17 protein-coding genes are annotated in these 21,675 nt (G+C 73.0%); 5 read left to right on the top strand and 12 right to left on the bottom strand.

Going from position 1 to position 21,675, the window contains the following annotated elements; all coding sequences use genetic code 11:
• Positions 1–151: 151 nt before the first annotated feature.
• Positions 152–1,111, bottom strand: a complete 960-nt coding sequence (locus ACFWV2_RS24730) for a hypothetical protein (protein ID WP_384407892.1) — start codon at positions 1,109–1,111, stop codon at positions 152–154.
• Complete coding sequence (locus tag ACFWV2_RS24725; RefSeq protein WP_384407751.1) at positions 1,108–4,566, bottom strand: DNA polymerase III subunit alpha; 3,459 nt, start codon at positions 4,564–4,566, stop codon at positions 1,108–1,110. Before ACFWV2_RS24725 ends, ACFWV2_RS24730 begins: the two co-directional genes overlap by 4 nt.
• 170 nt (positions 4,567–4,736) lie before the next feature.
• Between ACFWV2_RS24725 and ACFWV2_RS24720 the strand changes: the two genes are divergently transcribed.
• Positions 4,737–5,780, top strand: coding sequence for a DUF3533 domain-containing protein (locus tag ACFWV2_RS24720; RefSeq protein WP_384407749.1), 1,044 nt, complete (start codon positions 4,737–4,739; stop codon positions 5,778–5,780).
• Positions 5,781–5,886: 106 nt separating this feature from the next.
• On the opposite strand, the gene ACFWV2_RS24715 is transcribed toward ACFWV2_RS24720, so the two are convergent.
• From ACFWV2_RS24715 to ACFWV2_RS24680, 8 genes are all read right to left on the bottom strand, one after another.
• Positions 5,887–6,693 (bottom strand): DUF1684 domain-containing protein, encoded by an 807-nt coding sequence (locus ACFWV2_RS24715; RefSeq protein ID WP_384407747.1) that lies wholly within the window; start codon positions 6,691–6,693, stop codon positions 5,887–5,889.
• Positions 6,690–7,979: an NtaA/DmoA family FMN-dependent monooxygenase gene (locus tag ACFWV2_RS24710; RefSeq protein WP_384407890.1), complete on the bottom strand. Its 1,290-nt coding sequence runs from the start codon at positions 7,977–7,979 to the stop codon at positions 6,690–6,692. Before ACFWV2_RS24710 ends, ACFWV2_RS24715 begins: the two co-directional genes overlap by 4 nt.
• Before the next feature lie 29 nt (positions 7,980–8,008).
• Positions 8,009–9,037, bottom strand: a complete 1,029-nt coding sequence (locus ACFWV2_RS24705) for an LLM class flavin-dependent oxidoreductase (RefSeq protein ID WP_384407745.1) — start codon at positions 9,035–9,037, stop codon at positions 8,009–8,011.
• A 79-nt stretch (positions 9,038–9,116) separates the two neighbouring features.
• Positions 9,117–10,091, bottom strand: coding sequence for an ABC transporter substrate-binding protein (locus ACFWV2_RS24700; RefSeq protein ID WP_384407743.1), 975 nt, complete (start codon positions 10,089–10,091; stop codon positions 9,117–9,119).
• 42 nt (positions 10,092–10,133) lie between these two features.
• A complete protein-coding gene (locus ACFWV2_RS24695) occupies positions 10,134–10,940 on the bottom strand; it encodes an amino acid ABC transporter ATP-binding protein (RefSeq protein WP_384407741.1) in 807 nt (268 codons plus the stop codon).
• Positions 10,937–11,833, bottom strand: a complete 897-nt coding sequence (locus ACFWV2_RS24690; protein WP_384407739.1) for an amino acid ABC transporter permease — start codon at positions 11,831–11,833, stop codon at positions 10,937–10,939. The genes ACFWV2_RS24695 and ACFWV2_RS24690 overlap by 4 nt, the downstream gene beginning before the upstream one ends.
• A 39-nt stretch (positions 11,834–11,872) precedes the next feature.
• A complete protein-coding gene (locus ACFWV2_RS24685; RefSeq protein WP_384407737.1) occupies positions 11,873–13,678 on the bottom strand; it encodes an FAD/NAD(P)-binding protein in 1,806 nt (601 codons plus the stop codon).
• Positions 13,675–14,523 (bottom strand): amino acid ABC transporter permease, encoded by an 849-nt coding sequence (locus ACFWV2_RS24680; protein ID WP_384407735.1) that lies wholly within the window; start codon positions 14,521–14,523, stop codon positions 13,675–13,677. The genes ACFWV2_RS24685 and ACFWV2_RS24680 overlap by 4 nt, the downstream gene beginning before the upstream one ends.
• A 433-nt stretch (positions 14,524–14,956) precedes the next feature.
• Between ACFWV2_RS24680 and ACFWV2_RS24675 the strand changes: the two genes are divergently transcribed.
• Both ACFWV2_RS24675 and ACFWV2_RS24670 read left to right on the top strand, forming a co-directional pair.
• On the top strand, positions 14,957–15,436 hold the full coding sequence (locus ACFWV2_RS24675) for a GNAT family N-acetyltransferase (protein ID WP_384407733.1): 480 nt from the start codon (positions 14,957–14,959) through the stop codon (positions 15,434–15,436).
• Positions 15,433–16,413, top strand: coding sequence for an ABC transporter substrate-binding protein (locus ACFWV2_RS24670; protein WP_384407731.1), 981 nt, complete (start codon positions 15,433–15,435; stop codon positions 16,411–16,413). Before ACFWV2_RS24675 ends, ACFWV2_RS24670 begins: the two co-directional genes overlap by 4 nt.
• 34 nt (positions 16,414–16,447) lie before the next feature.
• On the opposite strand, the gene ACFWV2_RS24665 is transcribed toward ACFWV2_RS24670, so the two are convergent.
• Positions 16,448–17,752, bottom strand: coding sequence for a DUF5685 family protein (locus tag ACFWV2_RS24665; protein WP_384407729.1), 1,305 nt, complete (start codon positions 17,750–17,752; stop codon positions 16,448–16,450).
• A gap of 312 nt (positions 17,753–18,064) precedes the next feature.
• On the opposite strand from ACFWV2_RS24665, the gene ACFWV2_RS24660 reads away from it, so the two are divergent.
• Complete coding sequence (locus ACFWV2_RS24660; protein WP_384407727.1) at positions 18,065–18,499, top strand: cell division protein SepF; 435 nt, start codon at positions 18,065–18,067, stop codon at positions 18,497–18,499.
• A 42-nt stretch (positions 18,500–18,541) separates the two neighbouring features.
• Here ACFWV2_RS24660 and ACFWV2_RS24655 read toward each other — a convergent pair whose 3' ends face one another.
• Entirely contained in the window at positions 18,542–20,323 is a 1,782-nt protein-coding gene (locus ACFWV2_RS24655) for an MFS transporter (protein WP_384407725.1), read from the bottom strand.
• A 471-nt stretch (positions 20,324–20,794) separates the two neighbouring features.
• Here ACFWV2_RS24655 and ACFWV2_RS24650 point away from each other — a divergent pair, with 471 nt between their 5' ends.
• Complete coding sequence (locus tag ACFWV2_RS24650; RefSeq protein ID WP_384407723.1) at positions 20,795–21,598, top strand: phosphatase PAP2 family protein; 804 nt, start codon at positions 20,795–20,797, stop codon at positions 21,596–21,598.
• Positions 21,599–21,675: the final 77 nt, after the last annotated feature.

The raw sequence follows: 21,675 nt of genomic DNA, 5'->3' as shown, positions 1-21,675 counted from the left end.
CGGCTCAAGGGAGAGGTGGGGTGGGACGCCCTGCGGTCCGGACCACAAGTGGGGATGCGCTTCAGCCAAGCTACGCACGGGTAGCCTCGGCTGGGAAGTTACGCGTCGGTAAAAAGTGATTTGGCGTCAGAACTGCCTGGCTGTAAGGCAGTTATGCCGCGAGGGAGCCGGGGAGGATCGCACGCGGGCCGAATCTCGCCCGTGCCCGGTCGGCCACCGCCTCGATCCGCCGGGCCTTGTCGTCCGCCGGGTCCAGGGACAGCTGGTGCGCGGCCCCCTCGGCGCCCGTCAGCCCCTCGGCGCGCAGGGCGATGCCCCGCACCCGGGCCCGCTGGAGGCCGAAGGAGTCGTGGAGGGCGTACGCGAGGGTGGTGAGGGCCGCCGAGTGGGCGCCGGGTTCGGGCAGGGCGCGGCTCCGGGTGGTGGTGGTCCGGTCGGCGTACCGCACGGTGACGGCGAGCGCGCGGCACACCTGCCCCTCCGTCCGCAGTCGGGTGCCCAGCTCCTCGGCCAGCGAGAGGAGGGCCCTGCGCTGTTCCGTCCGGTCGGTCTCGTCGCGCGGGAAGGCGCGTTCGGCCGCGACCGACCGGGAGGCCGCGTGCGGAACGACGGGGGTGCGGTCGATGCCCCGGGCCCGTTCCCACACCTCACGGCCGGCTTTCGCGCCGAGGAGCCGCTGGAGCACGGCGAGCGGCGCGTCCGCGACGCGTCCGGCGGAGTCGAGCCCGTAGCCGCAGAGGGTACGCGCGGTGGTCCGGCCGACGCCGTCGAGCGCGACGACCGGCCGGTCGCGCAGGAAGGCGGCGGGATCGTCGACGACGAGGGTGACACCGGGCCGGGCCTCACGGGCGGCCATCCGGGCCAGCATCGGGTTGGGCCCGGCGCCGATGACGCAGTCGACGCCGTACAGGGCGAGCGCCCTGACCCGGATCACGGAGGCGAGCTCGGCCGGGGTCCGGTCGAAGTAGCGCAGCGCGCCGCGCACGTCGGCGAGCGCCTCGCCGGGCGGGGCGGCCTCGACGGTCGGGGTGAACTCGCCCAGGAGGTCGACGAGTCGGGGGAAGAGGACTTCCCCCGGCGGTGCGAGCCGGAACCGTACGCAGAGGATCATCCCGCGCTCCCCTGACTGCTGTGCCACAGCTTCCTTCCGCTCGTGACGCCTTCGCCGGCCGGCTTGAGGTCGGCCCAGGGGTTCATCTCGTACCCGGTGGGCATCGTGATGCGGCGGCCCGAGTCGCCGCTCTCGCCGGACGGCGCGGGTTCGGCGAGGCGCTCCCCCACCGCGTGCAGACCGCCGGACGCCCGCAGTTCGACGAGTTCGGCGAGGTTCCAGGCGGCGGCGCCGACCACGCTGACGCTGCGGGGGCCGCGCCGCTGCACCACGCCCCGGACGAGGAGCAGCCAGGAGTGGAAGACGGTGTGGGCGCAGCGCTCGTGGGCGTCGTCGAAGAAGGCGAGGTCGACCAGGCCGGTGCCGTCGTCGAGGGTGGTGAAGATGATCCGCCGGCCGGAGCGGATCGGCGGGGTCTGGGTGGCGGCCTTGGCGCCCGCGACGAGGACGGTCCGGCCGTGCGGGGTCTCGCGGAGGCGCTGGGCGGAGACGACGCCGAGTTCTTCGAGGAAGGCGCGGTGGTCGCCCATGAGGTGGCGGGAGGCGTCCATGCCGAGGATGCCGAGTTCGGCGCTGAGGCGTTCCGTCTCGTCGAGGTCGGGGAGACCGACGGGGGCGGTCTTCCCGCCCTGGGCGAGGGGGAGCTGCCCGCCGTGGGAGGCGGCTCCCCGCTGGACGCGCCGGAGTTCGGTGAGGTGGAGGAGGAGGTCGCGGCGGTTGGCGCCGAAGGCGTCGAGGGCGCCGACCTGGGCGAGTCGTTCGGCGACGGGGGTGCGGGGGCGGGCCCGTTCCCAGAAGTCGAGGAGGGAGGCGTAGGGCTGTCCGGCCTCGATGCGGGCGCTCTCGTTCTCACCGATGCCGTGGACGTCGGTCAGGCCGAGCCGGAGTCCCCACCGCACCGGTGAATCAGACACCAGTTCGATACGGTGGGCGACCGCCGACCGGTTCACGTCGAGCGGCAGCACCGGCACCCCGCGCCGCCGCGCGTCCGCGAGCAGCAGCCGCTTGGGGTACATGCCGGGGTCATGGGTGAGCAGCCCGGCGTAGAAGGCGGCCGGGTGGTGCGCCTTGAGCCAGGCCGACTGGTACGTCGGGACGGCGAAGGCCACCGCGTGCGCCTTGCAGAAGCCGTACGAACCGAAGGCCTCCACGATCCCCCAGGTCCGGGCGACGACCTCGTCCGTGTATCCGCGCGCCGAGGCCTGCCGGGCGAACCAGAGCTTGATCCGGCCCTGCGACTCGGGGTCGGAGAGCCCGCGCCGCACCTGGTCGGCCTCGTCCCGGCGGCAGCCGGTCATGATCCGTACGATCTCGATGATCTGCTCGTGGAAGACGACCACGCCGTACGTGTCCTTCAGCGTCTCCTCCAGATCGGGGTGCGGGTAGCGGGCGGGGGCGCGGCCGTGCCGGGCCTCCACGAAGGGGCGGACCATGTCGGCGGCGACGGGCCCCGGCCGGAAGAGCGAGATGTCGACGACGAGGTCGTGGAACGTGGCGGGCTGGAGCCGGCCGACCAGGTCGCGCTGGCCCGGCGACTCGATCTGGAAGCAGCCGAGGGTCTCGGTGGAGCGGATGAGCCGGTACGTCTCGGGGTCGCCCTCCGGGATCGCGTCGATGTCCGGCCGGGTGCCCGTGGCCCGCTCGACCTCGGCGACGGCGTGGGCCATCGCGGACTGCATCCGCACCCCGAGGACGTCCAGCTTGAGCAGCCCGAGGTCCTCCACGTCCTCCTTGTCGAACTGGGACATGGGGAACCCCTCGCCACTGGTGGGCACCACGGGGGTACGGGTGAGCAGCGAGGCGTCCGAGAGCAGCACCCCGCAGGGGTGCATGGCGGTTCCGCGCGGCAGCGCGTCGAGCGCCTGGACCAGCTCCCAGAGCTTCCCGTACTTCTCCTTCTCCCCCGCGAGCGCGCGCAGCTCGGGCAGCTCGTCGAGGGCGACGAGCGCGTCCCGGGCGCGGATGTGCGGGAAGGCCTTGGCGATCCGGTCGATCTCGGCCGGATCCATGGAGAGGGCCGCGCCCACGTCCCGTACCGCGTGGCGGACCCGGTAGGTCTCGGGCATGGCGACGGTGGCGACGCGCGCGGTGCCGAAGCGGTCGATGATCGCCCGGTACACCTCCAGGCGGCGGGCGGACTCCACGTCGATGTCGATGTCGGGCAGGGCGGTGCGGCGCTTGGAGAGGAAGCGTTCCATCAGCAGGCCGTGCTCGACCGGATCGGCGTGGGCGATGCCGAGGAGGTGGTTGACGAGGGAGCCGGCGCCGGAGCCGCGGGCGGCGACCCGGATGCCCATGCCCCGGACGTCGTCGACGACCTGGGCGACCGTCAGGAAGTAGGTGGCGAAGCCGTGGTGGGCGATGACGTCCAGCTCGCGGTGCATCCGGTCCCAGTAGTCGCGCCGCTTCTCGTACCCCTTCAGGATCATGCCGGCGGCGGCCCGGGAGGTGAGGACGCGCTGGGCGGTGCGGTGCTCGGCGCCGACGAGGTGCGGTTCGGGGAAGTGGGCGGAGCCCATGCCGAGGTCGTCCTCGGGGTCGACCAGGCAGGCGGCGGCGACCGCCGCGGTCCGGTCGAGGAGCCGGTCGGCGGTGTCCCTGCGGAAGCCGGCGGCCTCGACGATCCGCTCGGCGGCGGCCCGCATCCCGTCGGGTCCTTCGAGGCCCTTGAGCCAGGCCTCGCCGCTGTCGAGTTCCCTGCGGGGGTCGATGGGGACCAGGCGGCGGGCGGAGTCGAGGACGTCGGCGACCTGGCCCTGGCCGGTGTCGGCGTAGCGGACGGCGTTGCCGATGACGGGCCGGACGCCCTGCTCGGCCGCGAAGCCGACGGTCCGGGCGGCGAGCCGGAGGGAGCCGGGCCCCGCGCCGGTGCGGCTGTGGTCGACGGCCATGAGCCGCAGCGCGTCGCCGCACCGCTCGCGCCAGGGGGCGAGCAGCCGGGCGGCCCGGTCGGGGCGTCCGGCGGCGAGGGCGCGGCCGACGTCGGACGCGGGGCCGAGCAGGACGAACACGTCGTCGTCGCGCAGGGCGGGCCAGGGCAGCAGGGGCCGCTCCCCTCCTCCGGCGTGGGCGGCGGTGACCATCGCGCAGAGGGAGGCCCAGCCGGTGCGGGAGCGGGCGAGGAAGACGGCGCGGGGCGCGGACTCGTCGATGAAGGCCCCGCCCCGGACGGGCACCCGCCGGGCGGACGCGCGGTCGGCGGCGGGTCCGGGGGCGTCGGCGGACCCGGGGACGCGGGACGCCTCGTACGCCAGGTCCACGCCGAACAGGGGGCGGATGCCCTCCTTCGCGCAGGCCTTGGCGAAGCGGACCGTGCCCGCGAGGGTGTCGCGGTCGGTCAGGGCGAGCGCGTCCATGCCGCGCTCGGCGGCGCGGGCGGCGAGCCGCTCGGGGTGCGAGGCGCCGTACCGGAGGGAGAAGCCCGACGCGGTGTGCAGGTGCGTGAATCCCGGCATGGCGCACCTCCCGCACTCGCGCATCGATTCGTACGTACGTTCCCACCCCCTTGCTCTTCACCCTAACCCATTTCGAACGTCCGTACGATAAGCCGGGTGGGCCTGCCTCCCCTCAGCCATTCGGGCGCGGCCCACCTGCGGAAACACCCCCTGCCCCGGAGCGTGAGGGCATGAGCCTCGTCGACGAACTGAAAAGCGCCGTCACGCCCCGAGCCGCCCTCCTGGTCGTCGGCGTCCTCGCCCTCCAGCTCCTGTTCATCGCCTCGTACGTCGGGGCGCTGCACCACCCCAAGCCGAGGGACGTTCCCTTCGGCGTCGTCGCGCCGCCGCAGGTCTCCGCCCAGCTCCTCGGGCAGCTGGAGAGGCTCCCCGGCGACCCGCTCGACCCCCGTACGGTCACCGACGAGGCCGAGGCGCGGAAGCAGATCCTGGACCGGGACCTCGACGGCGCCCTGATCGTCGCCCCCCGCGGCCGCACCGACACCCTGCTCGTCGCCTCCGGCGGCGGCACCGTGCTCTCCTCCGCCCTGGAGACGATCTTCACCCGGGTGGAGGGGGCACAGCAGCGGACCGTCCGGACGGTCGACGTGGCCCCCGCCTCGCCGGGCGACTTCGACGGACTCTCCGCCTTCTACCTCGTCGTCGGCTGGTGCGTGGGCGGCTACATCTGCGCCGCGATCCTGGCGATCAGCGCGGGCTCCCGGCCCGCGAACCGCGAACGCGCGGTCATCCGGCTGGGCGTCCTCGCGCTCTACTCGGTCCTCGGCGGTCTCGGCGGCGCGGTCATCGTCGGCCCGATCCTGGGCGCCCTGCCCGGCGGCGTCGCCGCCCTGTGGGGGCTCGGCACCCTGGTCGTCTTCGCCGTCGGCGCCGCCACCCTCGCCCTGCAGGCGGTCTTCGGGATCGTCGGCATCGGCCTGGCGATCCTGCTGATCGTGATCGCGGGCAACCCCAGCGCGGGCGGCGCCTTCCCGCTGCCGATGCTGCCCCCGTTCTGGAACGCGATCGGCCCCGCCCTGCCACCGGGCGCGGGCACCTGGGCGGCGCGCTCGATCGCGTACTTCAAGGGCAACGACATGACCGGCTCGATGCTGGTCCTTTCGGCCTGGGCGGTCGTCGGCGCGGCGATCACCCTGGTGATGTCCTCGCTGAAGCGCGAACCCGAGTCGGAGCCGGCTTCCGCCGGCGGCCCCGGGACGCCGGGGAGAGGCTGACCCGGTACCGGGCGAGGGCCCCGGGAACCGGCTGGTGGAACGTGGTGCCCCCGCCGTCGCGGCCGGGGGCACCCCTCGTCCGTGCCCTCTTCGCGTCGAACCCTGGTCAGGAGAGGTTCAGCCGCCGCTCCCCCGCCGCGACGGCGGTGTCCAGCGTGTTCCCGGGCGGAGGGAACGGGCAGATGAAGTGGTCCGCGAAGGCGCACGGCGGAAGCAGCGCGCGGTTGAAGTCCACCGTCACCGAACCGTCCGCCGCCGGGGCCGCCGGGCGCAGGAAACGGAAGCGGTAGCTGTCCCGGCCGCTGGTCGCGTCCGCGAAGACCGCCCACAGGGAGCCGTCGTCCTCGACGGCCACCTGAAGGGTGTGCGCGCCGCCGTGCAGGTCGAAGACCAGCTCGCCGGCGAGCCCGAGACCGCGCTCCCGGCCGTCGGCGTTCTCGACCCGCACGCTGCGGGTTTCCCCGTACGGACGGAAGACACCGGGCACCACCCAGCGCTCGTCGAACGCGGTGGCCTCGATGCCCCGGAAGGCCCGCCGCGCCTCCGAGCCGGGGTCGAAGTCCCGTACCGCCCAGAGCCCTTCGCGCCGCAGCACCACGAGCCGTCGCCCCGCCGACTCGACCCGGGACTCGTGGACCGGCCCGTGGTCGGCGGTCAGCCGGACCGTGCCGGTGAAGGGCTTGCCGTCGACGGTGAGCGCGTCCTCGGCGTCCGCCGACAGGAGCACCTCCCCGCCGTCCTCCCGCCACTCACCGGGAACGGCCGGAAGCCGTCCCTCCGGGAAGTCCGCGAGCCAGTGGGTGCCGGTGAGGGAGAGCGGGCCGTACGGGGAGGAGACCGCGGCCTCGCGCTGTTCGTGCCAGTGCCGCCACTCCTGCCCGGCCTGCCCGTCCTGCTGGGGGTCCGTGCTCATGACGCTCCGCCTTTCCCTGCGGGTACGGTCAGCCCGAGGTGTGCCCGCAGCGTCGTGCCGGAGTACTCCGTACGGAACACTCCGCGCTCCTGGAGCAGCGGGACGACCTGGTCGACGAAGTCGTCGAGCCCCCCGGGGGTGAGGTGCGGGACGAGGATGAAGCCGTCGGCGGCGTCCGTGGCGACGAACTCGTCCAGGGCCGCTGCCACCGTCGCCGGACTGCCCACGAAGGACTGCCGGCCGGAGGACTCGACGATCGTCTGACGGATCGAGAGTCCCTTCGCCTCGGAGAGCGCCCGCCACTTCTCGGCCACCGCCAGCGGATCGGCGACCCGCACCCTGCCCTGCACGAGCGTCGAATCGAGGTCGGGGTCGATGTCCGGAAACGGCCCGTCGGGATCGTAGGCGGACAGGTCGCGGCCCCAGATCTGCTCCGCGGCGAGGATCGCGTTCTGCGGGGAGACCTGCTGGTGACGGATCTCGGCGGCCCGCTCCCGCGCCTCGGCGTCGGTGTCCCCGAGGACGTACGTCACCCCCGGCATGATCTTCAGGTCGCCGGGGTCCCTCCCGTACCGGGCGAGCCGCCCCTTGACGTCGGCGTAGAACTCCCGGCCGGCCTCCGGGGTGGAGTGCCTCGTGAAGATCACGTCGGCGGCCGATGCGGCGAACTCCCGCCCCTCGGCGGAGTCCCCCGCCTGGATGACGACCGGATGCCCCTGCGGCGGGCGCGGGACGGTGAACCCGCCCTCGATGCCGAACTGCGGGCCGCTGTGGGCGAAGGGCCGCGGGGGGCCTTCCGGGGCCCAGGAGTCCCACAGCTCCCTGGCGGTGGCGAGGAACTCGGCGGCCCGGGTGTACCGGTCGGCCCGGTCGAGGTAGCCGCCGCGCCGGAAGTTCTCGCCGGTGAAGGCGTCCGACGAGGTGACGACGTTCCAGGCTGCCCGGCCCGCGCTGAGGTGGTCGAGCGAGGCGAGCCGGCGGGCCAGTTCGTACGGCTCGTTGAAGGTGGTGTTGACCGTGCCGGCCAGGCCGAGCCGGTCGGTGACGGCGGCCAGCGCGTTCAGGACGGTGATCGACTCGGGCCTGCCGACAACGTCGAGGTCGTGGATGCGCCCGTTGTGCTCGCGCAGCCGCAGCCCCTCGGCCAGGAAGAAGAAGTCGAAGAGCCCACGCTCCGCGGTCCGCGCGAGGTGCTCGAAGGAGGAGAAGTCGATCTGCGACCCGGAGCGCGGATCGGCCCAGACGGTGGTGGAGTTGACGCCGGGGAAGTGCGCGGCGAGATGGATCTGCTTCTTCCGGCCGCCCGCGGGGATGCTCACGCGCCCGCTCCCGTCGTCGCGTACTGGCTGACGGGGCGGGTGAGCCCCAGGTGGTCGCGGAGGGTGGTTCCCTCGTAGGCCGTACGGAAGAGGCCCGCGTCCCCGAGCCGGGGCACGGTCTCCGCGGTGAACCGCTCCAGGTCCCGTTCGGGCACGGCCGGGACGAGGTGGAAGCCGTCGACCGCGCCGCCGCCGTGCCAGCCGGCGATCAGTTCGGCCAGCGCCCCCGGCCCGCCCTCGTACGTGTCGAGGTCGACGGTCGCCGAGAGCAGGACCCGCAGCTGCGCGGGGTCCCGGCCGTGGGCGCGGGCGCTCCGGCGGAGGTCGGCGCGCAGGGCGGCGGCCTCCTCGGCGGAGGCCGCCCGGATCAGGGCCACGTCGGCGTGGTGGGCGGCGGTGTCCCGGGCGGCGGGGCCGGTGGCATCGACGACGGTCACCGGGTTGCCCTGGGGGGGCCGGGGCACGATCGAGGGGCCCTTGACCGAGAAGGTCGCGCCCTGGAAGTCCACGTGATGCAGCTTGCGGCGGTCGACGAACCGGCCGGTCGCCACGTCACGTATCTCGGCGTCGTCCTCCCAGCTGTCCCAGAGCTTGCGGGAGACCTCGGCGACCTCGCCCGCCTCCTGCCAGAGCGCGGCCGGGGGCGGGACCTCCCGGCGGCCGAAGAGCCGGGCCTCGGCCCCGGTCGGGGAGACCGCGATCCGCCAGCCCGCCCGGCCCCGGCTCACCCAGTCGAGGGTGGCGACGGCGGCCTGGACGTGGAAGGGCTCGGTGTGGGTGGTGGTCACGGTCGGGACGAGGCCGACGGAGCGGGTCTCGGGCGCGACCCGGGCGAGGACGGCGAGCGCGTCGAGGCCGGGCCGGGCGAAGGAGTCGTCGTGGGTGACGAAGTCGAGCGCGGCGGCCTCGGCGAGCCGGGCGAGCGCGACCGTGTACGCGGCGGAGGTCGGGGGGACGGTGCGCGGGGCGCCGCCGGGGCCCGGGGCGAGCTCGGCGGCGAGGTGGAGCGGTCGGGTGCTGGTCATGCGGTCTCTCTCGGGACGGAGCGGGCGGGACGGTTCTCGTGCCACGGATCTCGCGGCGCGGAGCGGGTCCCGGAACGGGTCAGTTCTTGGTGCGGGGCAGGCCGGGCGGGTTGATCTCCGACTTCTTCACGGCCTCGCCGTCCAGGCCCCAGCGCTTGAGGACCTGTGCGTAGGTGCCGTTCCCGATGACGTGGTCGAGGGCGGCCGCGTAGGCGGCGACGAGACCGCTGTCCTTCTTCGTGGTGGCCGCGATCTTGCCCTGGAGCCCGGCGCCCGCCCCGGAGAACCTGCCGACGATCTCGGTCTGTCCGGCGGAGAGCACGTGGTAGGCGGCGACCGGGTTGGGCCCGAGGTAGCCGTCGATCCGGCCGGACTGGAGCGCCAGGTAGTAGTCCGAGGTGTTCTGGTAGTACGTGATGTCGACGGGCGGCCGGCCGGCCTTCACGTTCTGCGCGGACCAGTCGACGAGGATCTTCTCCTGGTTGGTGCCGGAACCGACGGCGATCTTCCTGCCCGCCACGTCCTCGGGGCCCTTCACCGTCCAGCCGGAGCCCTTCTTCGCCTCGAAGGCGAGGTCGTCGAGGCGGTAGGTGGCGAAGTCGTACTTGTCCTTGCGTTCCTCGGTGACGGTGACGTTGGAGAAGACGCCGTCGTACTTGCCGCTGTCGAGGCCGACGAAGAGGTTCTCCCAGGAGACCGGGTTGAACTCGGGCTTCAGACCGAGGGTGTCGGCGACCAGGGTGGCGAGGTCGACCTCGACGCCGATCAGCGTCTTGTCGTCGGTGGCGCGGAAGGCCAGCGGCGCGTTGCTGGTCGCGGAGACGCCGAGGACGAGCGTGCCTCTCTTGCGGACGGCCTCGGGCAGCTGCGCGGCGATGGCGTCGACCTTGGCGGTGTGGACGCGGTTCTGCTCGGGGGCCAGGTTGATACCGGCGCCCTTCTTCCCCTTCGGTCCGGTCGTCTCGACGGCGGCGTCACCCGCGCCGCAGGCGGTGAGGACCCCGAGGGCGGTGAGCGAGGCGAGGGCGGTGAGGACGGAACGACGGGTCTTCATGGCGATGCTCCTGTGGGAGTGGGGAGGGGAAAGGGAGGCTGGTCAGAGGACCTTGGAGAGGAAGGCGCGGGTGCGCTCGTGGCGCGGGCTTTCGAGCACGTCGGCCGGCGGTCCCTGCTCGACGATCCGGCCCTCGTCCATGAAGACCACGGTGTCGGCGACCTCGCGTGCGAAGCCGATCTCGTGGGTGACGACGATCATGGTGGTGCCGGAGGCGGCCAGGTCCTTGATGACGTCGAGGACCTCACCGACCAGTTCGGGGTCGAGTGCGGAGGTCGGCTCGTCGAAGAGGAGCAGACCGGGTTCGAGGGCGAGCGCGCGGGCGATGGCGACCCGCTGCTGCTGCCCGCCGGAGAGCTGCTTGGGGTACGCCTCCGCCTTGTCGGCGAGTCCGACGCGGGTGAGCAGCTGCCGGGCCGCGGCCTCGGCGTCCTTGCGGGGTCGCTTCAGGGCCGAGACGGGGGCCTCGACGATGTTCTCCAGGACGGTCAGGTGCGGGAAGAGGTGGAAGTTCTGGAAGACGAAACCGATCCGGGTGCGCTGCTTGAGGATCTCCCGCTCGCGCAGCTCGTAGAGCTTGTCGCCGGAGCGGCGGTAGCCGACGAGGGTGCCGTCGACGCTGACGGTGCCGCTGTCGACCTTCTCCAGGTGGTTGATGGTCCGCAGGAGGGTGGACTTGCCGGAGCCGGAGGGGCCGAGGACGACGGTGACCTCGCCCGCGCGGACGTCGAGGTCGATGCCGCGCAGGACGTGGAGCGGGCCGAAGGTCTTGTGGACGTCCCGGATCTCGACCTTGGCGGTGGCGGTGGCAGTGGCGGTGGCGGTGGCGGTGGCGGTGACGGAGCTCATCGGACGCTCCCCTTCGCGTAGTGGCGTTCGACGAAGTGCTGGACGACGGAGAGCGCGGTGGTGAGCAGGACGTACCAGGCGGTGGCGACCATCAGGAGCGGGACGACCCGCCCGTTGCGGCCGTAGACGACCTGGACCTGGTAGAAGAGTTCGCCGATCGCCATGACCGAGACGATCGAGGTGCCCTTGAAGAGCGAGATGATCTCGTTGGCGGCGTTGGGCAGGATCGAGCGCATCGCCTGCGGCAGGACGATCCGCCGTACCTGCCGCAGCCTCGGGATGCCGAGGGAGGCCGCGGCCTGCGACTGGCCCTCGTCCACGGCGAGTACGCCACCGCGGACGATCTCCGCCGCGTAGGCCGCCTGGTGCAGGGCGAGGCCGAGGACGGCGGCGCTCATCTCGCCGACCAGGCCCGTGGTGTCGAAGGAGAGGAAGGCCGGTCCGAAGGGGATGCCGAGGCTCAGCTCCTGGTAGAGGTAGGCGAGGTTGAACCAGAAGAGCAGCTGGACGATGAGCGGGATGGAGCGGAACGCCCAGATGTAGCCGAAGGACACGGACCGCAGGAACGGGCTTGCCGACAGGCGCATGAAGGCGAGCACGATGCCGACGGCGAAGCCGAGGGCGGTGCCGTAGAAGGTGAGCTGGAGGGTCACCCAGACGGCCTGGAGGATCGTCTCCGTGGTGAAGAACGCGGCGAAGACGTCCCATTCCCAGCCGGGGTTGGTGACCAGTCCGTGGGCGAACTGGACGAGCAGGACGGCGGTGGCGGCGACGGCCACCCAGCGCCAGGGGTGACGGACGGGGACGACCACGAGCGCGGCGGGCGCCGGTGACGGGACGGGCGGGTCCTTCACGACGCTTTCGGCGGCGGGCGGATCGCTGGTGAGAGCCATGGCGGTTCCTCGGAAAGGGGGCGGGGGGAGCGGCGCGGGTCAGGCGTTCAGCGGGACCGGGAGCCGACACTCCAGGTCGCGCAGGAGGGTCAGCGCGGCCCGCGCGGTGACGTCGTTCTGCCTGAAGGCGACCCCGCCGGTGCGGGGCCGGGTGAAGGCCCCGCCGGCACGGGCGGTGGTGGGCGGGCCGAGGGCGAAGCGGCGCGGGTGGGGTCGCCCGTCCCGCTCCAGGACCCGGCCGTCGGCGGGGTCGACGACGAGCAGGCCTTCGGCGGTGGCCCGTGCCCCCTCCTCGTACAGGGCGCGGAGCAGCGGACTGCCGGTGCGTTCGAGGGTGGGGTCGGGGAGCCGGGCCTCGACCAGGGCGCGGGCCTCGGTCCAATGTCCCGGTACGGCGGCGGACGCGGCCCGGAAGAGTCCGCGGTCCTCGTCGGTCTCGATGGTGACCCGTGGGCCGAGGAAGCGCACCACGCCGGCGCGCGAGAGGGCGAGGAGCTGGTGCAGCCGGGGGCCGGGCGGCCCGGAGGCGAGGTAGCTGAAGAAGCCGTGCCACCAGCCGTCGGGGTCGAGGCGCTTGCCGAGCCGCAGGAGCTGGCCGTAGACGGAGAGGAGGGCGGCGAAGACGGCGGCGTCGGGACTGTGGGCGGGGTCGTGGCGGCGGACGAGGTCGTCGGTGATGTAGTCGCGCAGGCCGTGCTGGAGGGCTTCGGCGGAGGCGAAGCGGATCCCGTCCAGGGGGTGGTCGAGGGCGTCGAGGTCGAGCCGGTCGGCGGGGTCGGGGACGGCGGCGGCGACGACGGCGGCGAGTTCGGCCCCGCGTGGCGGCGCTTCCCCGTACGCCCGCTCGAAGTCGTTCCAGGCGAGCGCGGTCCGCTCGGGGTGGGTGGAGAAGAGGCGGTGGTAGTGGGCCCAGCCGAGTTCCTTGTCGACGAGGGGCCAGACGTCGCGCCGGAAGTCGAGCGGTCCGGTCCGCCGCAGCAGGGCGTCGGTCTGCTCGGTCCCGAAGAACCGGGGCAGCGGGGGCCGTTCGCCGTCGAGGTGGTAGCCGATCTTCGAGTGGTACGGGACTCCCCGCCGCGAGCCTACGTGCAGCACCGGCTCCCTGCCCGAGGGTACGTAGACGAGCGCGTCGCCCTCGCCCTCGTACCGTCCGCCGCGGCCCTCGGTGAGCAGCACCATCAGGTCGACGAAGGCGAGTCCGAAGCCGCGGACGAGGACGTCCTCGCCGGCGGGCAGGGCGGTGAGGTCGGTGTCGGCGGTGAAGTCGGGCGGCAGGTGGAGGAGTTGGTGGCGGGCGGCGAAGGCGGCCAGGGCCCGCTGCTCCAGGTCGGGTTCGGCGTCCAGGTGGCCCACGGTGAGGACGACGAGGTCGGCGGGGAGCGGCGCGGCGGCGCCGTCGAGCCTGACCCGCTGGCGTCCCTCGCGGGGGCCGGCGACCCGCACGGCGGTGGTGCGGTGTTCGTGGACGGTGACGGAGGCGGGCAGGGACGCCAGGGTCCGTTCGTACACCCAGCCCAGGTAGGCGCCCTGCTGTGGCCGGGTGGGGAAGGTGCCGCCGTCGATGCCGGCCCATTCGGCGAGGGTGGGCCCCGGCCGGACGGGCCCTTCGAGGTCCACGGTCTCGTCGGTGAACATGGTGACGTCCTCGGCCCGGGAGTTCATCCAGAGCAGCGGGGACTGGCCGGTGCGCCAGATGCGGCCGGGGCCCGGTGGGTGCGGGTCGACGAGGTGGACGTCGAGGGGGCGGTCGCCGTACAGCTCGGGCAGGTTGGCGGCGAGACGTTCGAGGAGACCGGTCCCCCGCGGCCCGGCGCCCACGATCACGATCGACGGGCGGTGGCTCATCGCGCACCCGCCGTGCCGCGGGCGTAGTGCCGCTCGACGTAGTACTGGCCGATGCCCAGGACCGAGGTGACGGCGACGTACCAGAGCGTGGCGACGAGCAGCAGCGGGATGATCTCGTAGGTGCGGTGGTAGACGAGCTGGGTCGAGTAGAGCAGGTCCTGGACGGCGATGACGGAGACGATCGACGTGCCCTTGAGGGTGCCGATCAGCATGTTCCCGGCCGGCGGGACGATCGCGCGCATGGCCTGCGGCAGCACGATCCGGGAGAGCCGGCGCCACCGGCCGAGCCCGAGGGACTCGGCGGCCTCGGTCTGGCCACGGTCGACGGAGAGGATCCCGCCGCGGACGACCTCGGCGGCGTAGGCGGCCTCGTGCAGGGTGAGGCCGATGACGGCGACGGACACGGGGCCGAGGAGGTTGACCGTGTTCACGCCGAGGATCTGCGGGTAGAGCGCTCCGATGTTGAACCAGAAGAGCAGCTGGACCAGGATCGGAGTGGACCGGAAGAACCAGACGTAGCCCCAGCTCACCGCGCGCAGAACGGGGTTGGCGGAGAGCCGGAGCACCGCGAGCAGGGTCCCGAGGACGAAGCCCAGGGCCATGACGAGGGCCGTCAGCCACAGGGTGAGGCCGAGGCCGCGCAGGACGGACGCGGACGTGAAGTAGGCGGCGACCACGTCCCACTGGAAGGCCTCGTTGCGGACGACGGAGACGAGACCGAGCCCGAGGAGGACGAGCACCAGGGCGGCGGCGGTCCACTGACCGGCACGGCGGGCGGGAACGATACGGAGGGGTGGTGCGGCCGGCGGGGCCGTGGAGGGGGGTGTGGCGAGGGTCGCGGACATGCGAAGGCTCCGTGGATGCCGAAGGGCGGATCGAACACGGGGGTGCGCCTTCACATGCGCCGAACACGGATCCGGGCCCCTCAGCCCGAACCGCCCTTCGAGGCTATGTGGTCAACACGGGCCTCTGTCAAGGGTGTCCGCACTGTGAGCCGCACGTCTCATCTCGGTTGACGGGGGCACGGATGCCTGTTCCACTGGGGCCATGCATCCGCAGCAGCAGCTGGTCAAGCGCTCCCACATCGACTTCGGTCGCGTGTGGTCCTCTTCCTGTTGAGCCGACCCTCTGCTCTGCCCCGCCCGCGTGCTGTCCTCCGCGGCGCCTTCACATACAGGCCCCTCATGGGTGCCTGAGCTCCCCCTCCCCTCGCCCTGCCCTGCCGTCCTCCCTCCTCCTGAGGGACGACGCCGCATTCCTTCGTCCTGAAGGACCGTCATGACCTTCGCGTTGTCCGTGCACCGGACCACGACCACCGACTCCCTGGCGCGCCCGCTCCTCGACGAGCTGGCGCACGAGTACACGACCCGCTACGGCTCCGCGCACGATCTGAGCCGCTACCCGGCGGAGGAGTTCGCCCCTCCCCACGGCGCCTTCCTGCTCCTCCTGGAGCAGGGCAGGCCGGTGGCGGGCGGCGCCTACCGCCGCTACGACGCACGCACCGCCGAGTTGAAGAGGATCTGGACCCACTCCGCGCACCGCAGGCGCGGACTCGCCCGTCGCGTCCTGACCGTGCTCGAACGGGAGGCCGCCGTCGGCGGTTACTCCCGGCTCTACCTGACGACGGGCCCGCGACAGCCGGAGGCCAGGGGCCTCTACCTGGCGAGCGGCTACCGCCCGTTGTTCGATCTGACCGCCGATCCCGAGACGATCGGCCCGCTGCCGTTCGAGAAACTCCTGGAGAACCCGAAGCCATGAGCACGCGCACGAGTACGGGTACCGGCGCCGGTACCGCCCGCACCACCCTCGCCTTCGCGCTGATCACCGCGGCCGCGCTCACGCTCACCGCCTGCACGGGAGGCGAGTCCGCGACGGCTCCGGCCGGGGCGGCGGGTGCACCCGGGGGAACGCTGCCGACCGAGGACGTGGTGGCGGCGGTCGTGAAGAACGAGGCCGCGGCGAAGTTGCTCCCCGCCGACGTACGGCAGCGGGGCCGCCTCACGATCGCCTCCTCGGTCGCGACCCCGCCCAGTTCGGCCTATCTGCCGGACGGCCGGACCGTGGTGGGCGTGGACGCCGACTTCGCGGACGCCGTGGCGAAGGCCCTCGGCCTGGAGCTGAAGCGCGAGGTGGTCGGCTTCGAGGCGATCCTGCCGGCGCTCGGCAGCGGCAAGTACGACGTCGGCACCGGGAACTTCGGCGTGACGGAGGAGCGGCGCAGGACCATCGACTTCGTCACGTACGTCAACGACGGGCAGGGGTTCGCGAGCCGGAGCGACAGCCCGCTGAAGGCGGTCACCGACCTCACGCAGCTGTGCGGTCTGAAGGTGGCCGTGAACGCGGGCACCACCTTCGAACGGACCCTGGAGCAGAACAGGGGACGGTGCGGGGAAGCCGGGAGGAAGCCGTACGAGGTGAACGTCTACAGCGAGACGGGGGCGATCTGGATGTCGCTCCGACAGGGCCGCAGCGATGTGGTGATGAACACGATCAACGGCGTGCGGTACGCGGTGACGCAGCAGAAGGACGTGAAGTTCCTCAACGAGTACCGACGGCTCGACGTCGGCTTCGCCTTCAGGAAGGGCACCCCGCTCGCGCCCGCCTTCCAGGCCGCGGTGAACGGCCTGAAGGCGGACGGGACGTACGACAGGATCCTGCGGAAGTGGGGGGTGACGGCGTCGGGGATCGAGCGGTCGGAGATCTCCCCGCCGGAGATCCCGGCACCGCGAAAGTGATGTCCGGGGACCCCGGCGAAGCGCGGACGGCGCGTCAGCAGTCGCAGCCGCAGCCGCAGTCGCCGCAGCAGCCCTCCCCCTCGCAGCAGGAGGAGCAGTTGCTGCAGCAGTCACAGCAGTCGCAGCAGTTGCCGGGGTCGCACTGCTTGCAGAGCCCGTCGCGCCGCTGACGGCTCCAGGGGTCCTCGAAGCCCCCGCAGCACATCTGGCAGGTGCAGGCCAGGCCCACCCAGAGGGCGCATCCGGCTATCAGCCCGCGCCGGTTCGGCGGTCCGGGCGGGAACGGCCCGCCGGGACCTCCCGGACCGCCGGGACCGGGGGCGTACGGCCCTCCCGGACCGCCGGGGCCGCCGGGACCAGGGGCGTACGGGTGGCCGGGCCCCGGGCCGTCGGGGGCGTACGGGTTCCCCGGCACCGGTCCCTGGCCGTGGCCGTGGGCGGCTCCGTGGCCCTGCCCCGCCCCGGGGGTGACGTGCGAGCAGCTCGTCGTGCCGAAGGCGCGGTTCACCGAGGTGCGCAGTTCGTGGGCGAGGAGGACGTGGGCCAGCCTGCCGTCGGCGAACTCGGCGTCCCGCAGCGCGAGCCGGATGCCGTGGAGGGCGTCGTCGGCGAGCCTGCGGGCCTCCTCGCGGGAGGTGCCGGTCGCGGTGAGCGGATTCCAGGCGCCACTCGCCGCGTCGGCGGTCTGGTCCTCGACGGCGTCCAGGACGTGCGCGAGGCGGCCGAAGAGGCGGCCCGCCTCGGCGAGCGGCTCCGCGTTCCCCGGCCGTCCCGCGAGGACTGCGGTGTGGGCGAAGGCGGCCGCGGTCGCGGTCTCGGTCGGTTCGGTGACGGCGAGCAGGGAGGTGCCGGGGCCCGCGAGGTCCTCGATCCCGGTCTGGCGGTCGACGGCGTCGACGAGGACGGCCGTGTCGAAGCCGAGGGCACGGCCGGTCCTGGCGCCTGCCCTGTCCCAGGAGCGGGCGACCCGGCGTGCCGCGGCGGCGACGGGCCGCCGGGCCAACAGGCCGTCCCGGTCGGCGACGTGGTCCCGCACCTTCGCCGAGGCGAGGACGAGCGAGACGGCGGCGGCGAGGCGCGCGCCCTCTCCCCGGGCGACGGGGGCGGTCCGCATCCCGCGCAGGGGGCAGGGGCCGGCGGTGCGCCGCCCACCGGCGACGGCGCCGGTCTGAGCCTCCGTCAGGACGGAGACGATGAGGCCGTCGTAGTTGGTGACGACCCGGGCGAACTGGCCGTGGTCGGCGCGAAGTGCCAGGCAGAGGCCGCAGAGATGGGCCATCCACTCGACTTTCAGGCCATCGGTGAGCCGATGGGCGCAGGGCCTGACGATTCCGAACAAGAGACTCCCCCGAGAACTGTGCGCGGCGCCGCCGAGCGGCCTCGCGGCATGGTAACGAGCGGGGGCGTTCACCCGTACGCGCCCATCGTCACCCTTCCGGCCAGACTTTCATATTTTCAGCTACATGGCCCTCCCCCACCCCCCGCATACCGCAAGATTCCTGATGAATCGCCAGCAAAAGGTGCTCACGTTCTGCACCAGTACCGTCACGAATCCTCAGCGCGGCGCCCAACCGCTTGGCGCGCGATCCGCATCATGGACGACGATAGGGATATGCGGAACCACAAGTGACCGCGCTGAAAGGAGGCGTCCATGGGATCGGTGCGCAAGGCAAGTGCCTGGCTGGGACTCGTCGAGGACAACGACGAGCGTTACTACGACGACGAGTACGCCGACGGTGCCGAGGGCGGCGACGCCTGGGTGACGGACCCCCGGGTCCGGGTCGCCACGGACACCGCCGAGGACCGGGGCCGCCGTATCGCCACCGTCTCCCCGGACGGCTTCCGGGACGCCCGCGGCATCGGAGAGCTCTTCCGCGACGGGGTTCCGGTGATCGTGAACCTGACCGCGATGGAGCCCGGCGACGCCAAGCGCGTGGTCGACTTCGCCGCCGGTCTCGCCTTCGGTCTGCGCGGCTCCATCGAGCGCGTGGCGACGCGGGTCTTCCTGCTGACCCCGGCCGACACCCAGATCGTCACCGGCGACTCGGGCCGCCGCCGGCAGGACGGCTTCTTCAACCAGAGCTGAGCGGGTCCGCCGGCCCTGCCGGACACCACCCGGGCGACCTGGTCAGCGCGCCGGACGCCCCGATCCGGCGGGCTCGATCGCTTCCCGGGTGACGGGCACCCGCGACACCGACGACCGGGAGAGCCCGGAGGGCTCGGGACACGCGACCGCTTCCGGGGGCCCCGAGGACTCCACGGGGCCCGGACACCCCGCCCGCTCCGCGAGACCCGGCACCTCGGCCGTGTCCGGAAGACCACGCACCGACTGCTTCGCGAGACCCGGAACCGCCGTCTCCTCCGAATCGGCCGGGCAGTCCATCACCCGGGGCAGGCGCCGCGCCATCGCCGCGCCGAGCAGCAGCAGCCCCGCGCTCACGAAGAGCGTGACGTGCAGCCCGTCCACGAAGGCGTGCCGGGCGGCCTGGTGCAGGGCGCCGCCGGCCGCGCCGCCCAGCTGGTCGGCGACCTGGTAGGCCTCCCCCAACGAGTTCGCCGCGGCCGCGCTCGCCTCCGCGGGCACCCCGGGGACGGAAGCGAGCCCGGGGGCGTACGCCGCGTTCATCACGCTGCCGAGCAGGGCGATGCCCATCCCCGCGCCGAGCTGGTACGAGGTCTCGCCGATCGCGGCCGCGCCGCCCGCGCTCCGCTGCGGCGCCTCGCTGAGCATCGACTCGTACGCCGAGAAGAGCGTGGTCTGCAGACCGAAGCCGAGCAGGACGAAGCCCGTCGTGAGCAGCAGCGGCCGGTCGTGCTGCCCCATGAAGGTGAGCAGCAGCACGGCGGCGGCGGTGAGCACGAAGCCCCAGCCGACCATCCGGCGCGGCCCGACCCTGCGCAGGGTGTACGAGCCGGTGGCGCCCGCGGCCATGGCGGCGAAGGTGAGCGGAAGCAGCCGGAGCCCGGTCTCCAGGGGCGTGAGGCCGAGGACCAGCTGGAGGTACTGGACGGCGATCAGCTCGAGGCCGACCAGGGCCAGCATGGCGAGCACGATGCAGCCGACCGAGGTGGTGAAGGCCGCGCGGGAGAAGAGCCGCATGTCGATCAGGGGGTGCGGGCGCCGCTTCTGCCGCCGTACGAAGAGGACGAGGAGCGCGGCGCCGAGCAGTAGCGGCCCGGCGGTCGGCAGGGCGAGGAGCGGGTCGCCGGCCCCCGCGCGCTTGACGCCGAGGACACAGCCGAGGACACCGGCGGCGGCCAGGAGCGCGCCGAGGACGTCCCAGGGTCCGTCGGCGGCTCCCCGGGACTCGGGGAGGAGTCGTCGCCCGAGCGGCAGGATCAGTGCCATCAGCGGGATGTTGATGAGGAAGACGGAACCCCACCAGTAGTGCTCGACGAGGAAGCCGCCGAGCACCGGTCCGGTGGCGGCGCCGACCGCGGCGACCGCGGTCCAGACGCCGATGGCGGTGGCGCGCTCCCGCCGGTCGGGGAAGACCGCCCGGAGGATGGAGAGCGTGGCGGGCATGATCATGGCGCCGCCGACGCCGAGCAGCGCGCGGGCCGCGATGAGGACCGAGGCTTCGGTGGCGAGCGCGGCGACCGCCGAGGCGATGCCGAACAGCGCGTAGCCGAGGAGGAGGACTCTCCGCCGTCCCACCCGGTCCCCGAGGGTGCCGAAGAGGATGAGGAGCGAGGCGCAGATCAGGGGGTAGGCGTCGACGATCCAGAGGAGCGCCGTGGAACTGGGGCGCAGGTCCTCGGTGAGCGAGGGGACGGCGACGTGGAGGATGGTCGCGTCGAGGGCGACCATCAGGAGACTGACGCAGAGGACGAGGAGGACGACCCAGCGGTTGGCTCCGGCGCCGACGGCGGCACGCGATGGTCCTTGGGCCGTGTTCGTCCGCGACATGTCCGTACCTCCCAGTGAAGCTCTCGCGCTCGGCGGGCCCCGACCAGGGCTTATGCCCCTGGAGCGGCCCGGCATCGACGGGCGAGTGAGCCGTCAGCGTACGCGAGTTCACGCCCCGGGCGCGTGGTGCAGCTCTCACCCCGGCGGGCCCGCCGGTGTGGCGTACGCCACTCGGGGCGGCCCGTGCGTCGCATGCAATTCCGTACGGACGTCCGTTTGAAGCAATTCCCTCGTGTTCAAACACCCTTCCGGAATCGCGCTTACGGCAATAGGGCGGAAGGTCATCTGATTTCCTGACGGACGACGGCAATAGGTCGGCCACTGAGACCTACTCCACATCACATCAACATCACGAAGGGAGCGGATCGACCGGGTCGGCTTCTCACTCCCTGTAACGTCGATTGGGTGCGTACCGACATCTTTGCCCGGCTGGACCGGGAGCCGGAACCGCCGAAGATAGAGGTCCCGCGGATGACCCGCACGCGTCTCGCCCTCTTCGGCGGGACGTCGGCGTTCTATCTCGTCATGGTCGTCGCCGTGCTGCTCTCGACGTGGCTGGTGACCCTCGACTGGAAGATCATGCTCTTCCGGCCCTACCAGCAGTGGCCGGAGATCCACGGTTTCCTCGACTACTACGTCGTCCTCGGCCAGCGCGGCCCCACGGCCGTCATGGTGGCGGCCTGGCTGGGCTGGCGCTCCTGGCGCCAGCACACCCTGAGGCCCCTGCTCTGCCTCGGTGCCGCCCTGCTGCTGCTCAACGTCTCGGTCGGCTCGGTCAAGCTGGGACTCGGCCGCCTCGGACCCCACTACGCGACCCAGGTCGGCTCCGCCGAGCTCTTCGCGGGGGGAGATATATTCCCCTCCGGTCACACCGCCAACGCGGTCGTGACCTGGGGCATCCTCGCCTATCTGGCGACCACCCCGCGGGCCAGGCGCTATCTGTCGGCGCTCTCCGCGGTGGTCGCGCTCGGCGTCGGTCTCACCACCGTCTACCTCGGTACGCACTGGCTGAGCGACGTCCTCCTCGGCTGGGCGGCCGGGCTCCTCATCCTGCTCGCGCTCCCGTGGTGCGAGCCGGTCATCGCCGTGGCGGAGTCCTGGATCCTCGCCGTGCGTGACGGAGTGCGGGAGCGGCTGCGGGACCGTCGCCGTCTGGTGCCCTCGCTGCCGGTGGCCTCCGGCGGCCCCCGCCCGGGGTTCTTCCCGGGAACCGAGGAACCGGTCAGGGAGACGGTGGGAGTCGCCGCCCACCGCACTCCCGCGACCGGCGGCTGACCCCCGCCCCTCCGGGCATGCGAAGGGCCCCGGCCGGGAGCGGGCCGGGCCCGTAGCAATCCCCCGAAGACGACCCC

It is taken from the genome of Streptomyces sp. NPDC058671, from assembly GCF_042716475.1.
Classification (GTDB): domain Bacteria; phylum Actinomycetota; class Actinomycetes; order Streptomycetales; family Streptomycetaceae; genus Streptomyces.
Note: the sequence above shows the minus strand (reverse complement) of the source record. Positions and strands in the feature narration are given on the sequence as shown.